The organism is Arsenophonus nasoniae DSM 15247, from assembly GCF_000429565.1.
Classification (GTDB): domain Bacteria; phylum Pseudomonadota; class Gammaproteobacteria; order Enterobacterales; family Enterobacteriaceae; genus Arsenophonus; species Arsenophonus nasoniae.
Genome location: NZ_AUCC01000181.1, coordinates 1 through 2,334 on the forward strand (window position 1 = coordinate 1; position 2,334 = coordinate 2,334).

The window sequence follows — 2,334 nt, forward strand, 5'->3', positions numbered from 1 at the left end:
TCGAACCTGCGACCGATGGATTAAGAGTCCACTGCTCTACCCACTGAGCTAATAACCCATGATAGTAACTATAGTGCTGGCATCAAAAACGCTTTTACCACCAGAGAGAGGATACCTAAAATACCCGCGCCTAACATCCAGCGCATTAACTTTTGCTCAGCGCGAATGCCTGACATTTCCAGTTGTAAGTCTTTGCGAACTAGTGATATCTGTGAGTCTATTTTGGCATCAAGCTTATCGAATCTTGTATCTATTTCTTTACGAACATCCTCTAAATCTCTTTTGGTCGCTACATCAGCAACCTCATGTGACTTACGTACAGCAATAGAAATTGCTTTTGCTTGCTCTTTTGGCAAACCTGCATTCTCTAGTGTTTCGACAAACTCTTGTGTATCAAATGCAACTTGACCCATAGGGAATCCTCCTTTTTGGTAAGTATAACCTAACGATATCCATTGACGAAAGAAGAAATCATGCGCTATATTCTATATCAGGTGCTGAACACACCTTTTGATATAGCGGATACCGCTCCCGAAAGTAATGCGGTTTTTTTACGTCCATAGATTGTTATGGTCGGGTAGCGAACAGTATATACAACACCCTATTGGGGAAAACTGTTGGCCGTCTATATCCGGTGTTCAAGTACCCGACCGCCCATCCGAACAATGGGTGATATTGAACAATTGATATAGGATGTAAAAATGAATACTCAACTCAGATCATTTTATTTTAACAATATCTACGATGTGCGTGTTCAGATTATTAATTCTGAACCATGGTTCTGCCTTAATGATGTTTGTAAAGCTTTGACAGTCATAAACTCAAGTGATTTGCTTTCAAAACAGTTAGATAAAGCTGGGGTAGAAAAAATCTACCTTAGGTCAGATGGGCAGAGACGGCAATTTGCTTTTGTAAACGAACCTAATCTTTATCGTGTTATTTTCCGTAGCAATAAGCTGGAAGCAAAACAATTTCAGGATTGGGTGTTTAATGAAGTCCTTCCATCAATCCGCAAAACTGGCAAATATGAGCATCCTCAACCCCATCCAAAAGCCTCAGAGCGTTTTAGCCATTCAGACACCCGTAACCTGACACATTTAGTCTGGTGTATGACAAATGGTTTTCGATTTGAGCGTTCGTGGAGTAATGCGGTGTGGCTGGCGTTGCGCGAAGTAACTGGCACAGCATCACCAGAGCGTTTTCAGGTAGCGCATATCCCGTTAATGGCTGATGAGTGTCGCCGTATTTATTATATTACCGAGTCACTGCACCAAATTATCAACGACGCAGAAAAACAGGTTATCAAACGACTTTTACGTAAGCGTGAGAATATCGATACCGTTTTAGCGGAAATAAAACAGCTTTTTGAGCAATTCCACCATCAACAAATCGGGATAATCACTGCACGCACCGATCAGTGGTACGAAGGTGAGTTGACCCATTTCTTAGAACGCCACTAATTAATCTTAACGCCCCTTTTTATAGGGGCAATCTTTCATCAATTTCATTATTGAGGAATTTTTACATGCAAAATTTAATGAACACACAAAATGTCACTCTGTCCGGCGGTGAAAAAATTGACTCACAACAATTACTGAGCATGGTTAACGAAACACGAAAAGAACACGGCGAACCGCCGATCAGGAATAATAAATTTATTGAAAAAATTAAGGATGAGCTTGAAGGAGAGTACTACACAAAAAGTGTAGTGCAAAAAATGAACAACACAGAATCAGAAGTTATCGAAATGACGCTTAAACAAGCACTTCGTGTTGCCGCGCGTGAATCGAAAGCCGTTCGCCGCTCACTGATTGATAAATTGGAGCAGCAAAGTAAACCACAAAGCGCCAATGAAATTATTGCAGCAATGGCATTAGCGAACGTTGCACAGGAGCGTCGGTTAAAGAGTATCGAGCATCAGGTAGAGCAAGTCTCAGAAGAAATCGAACACATCAAACAAGGCACGATACCCACTGGTTTCCAAGGCTACAACTATTTGAAAACAAAATATGGCTTAAGCGATGCGAAATGTCGGCAGTTAGTAATGGCTTGGAATGTACCTTACAAAAAAGTGCCCCATGTAGCGCCAGGTGGCCAAATTACGCAAATGTCGGTGGTTGATGAAGCGGCATTTAAAAACGCGTTGGATAAGATGATGCTTGAGTCTGAGAAACGCGGCAGTCAGTGGTATCACCCTAAAATGGGGCGTTTTTCCGTTACCGCCTGATAAGGATAGATTATGCAAAATTTACTATTTTGCGATTTAGAAACCTACAGCGATATTCCGATTAATTGTGGCACACATCGCTATGCTGAAAATGCAGAAATATTACT

At 41.3% G+C, this 2,334-nt stretch carries 3 protein-coding genes; 2 read left to right on the forward strand and 1 reads right to left on the reverse strand.

Going from position 1 to position 2,334, the window contains the following annotated elements; all coding sequences use genetic code 11:
* Positions 1 to 68 precede the first annotated feature (68 nt).
* The gene (locus G468_RS0117150) at positions 69 to 413 is read right to left on the reverse strand and encodes a CCDC90 family protein (protein WP_026824057.1); all 345 of its coding nucleotides are present in this window, start codon (positions 411 to 413) and stop codon (positions 69 to 71) included.
* Positions 414 to 701: 288 nt separating this feature from the next.
* On the opposite strand from G468_RS0117150, the gene G468_RS0117160 reads away from it, so the two are divergent.
* Both G468_RS0117160 and G468_RS24980 read left to right on the forward strand, forming a co-directional pair.
* Positions 702 to 1,460: a BRO-N domain-containing protein gene (locus G468_RS0117160; RefSeq protein WP_026824058.1), complete on the forward strand. Its 759-nt coding sequence runs from the start codon at positions 702 to 704 to the stop codon at positions 1,458 to 1,460.
* A 65-nt stretch (positions 1,461 to 1,525) separates the two neighbouring features.
* Positions 1,526 to 2,227, forward strand: a complete 702-nt coding sequence (locus tag G468_RS24980) for a hypothetical protein (RefSeq protein ID WP_246067193.1) — start codon at positions 1,526 to 1,528, stop codon at positions 2,225 to 2,227.
* Positions 2,228 to 2,334: the final 107 nt, after the last annotated feature.